We start from the raw sequence: 616 nt of genomic DNA, 5'->3' as shown, positions 1-616 counted from the left end.
GAACAGTTTCCAATTTCGCTTGGTGCGAGCTTTTCAATGATGCCAATACTTGGTTGTATTGGTTCATTTGACCTTGCGCTTGTTTCAACTCTTCACGAGAGCGTGTACGCATTTGCTCAGCCTGAACCAGCTTCGCTTTTAACTGCTCACTAAGTTCACTGCTTTGGTTAAGCAAATCAACAGAGTCTGAATACGCAAAGTAGTGACGACGCTCAACGAGATCAGACAAGGCAAAGATCTGCTTCTTCAATTCTTGAAGTTGCTCGTCCGCGGCTTTGTATTCTGCTTCTAGCGCATCGAACTGTTCAGGGTCTGCATCAAGTGCAGAAGCAATTTTTTCAAGCTCAGCCACGGCTTTCGCGTGGTTGTTCAAGAACGCTTTCGCTTCCGACAGTTGCGCAATTTTCTCTTCCAGCTCGTCGAAACGCGCTTGCAGCGTATCGTCTTCAATCAGAGCCATGTTTGGTGCGAGCTTGTCTAACGAAGACAGAGCTTGCTTGCTAGTTTGAAGCTGAGAACGATGTTGTTGTTCTTTCGCTTCCAAATCAGCCAATACACGGGCGATTTGACCGCGTTTTTCGCGAACATTTGCCAATGCTTGTTCTGGGTCAGCTTC

The 616-nt window shown here is 46.9% G+C and carries 1 pseudogene; it reads right to left on the bottom strand.

Features of this window, described 5'->3' with window-relative positions:
• Nucleotides 1-616: pseudogene (mukB, locus tag R7Q09_RS26725) on the bottom strand (chromosome partition protein MukB); the annotation flags it as partial.

The organism is Vibrio sp. 2130-1 (assembly GCF_033339515.1).
This window is presented reverse-complemented; position numbering and strand designations above follow the sequence as displayed.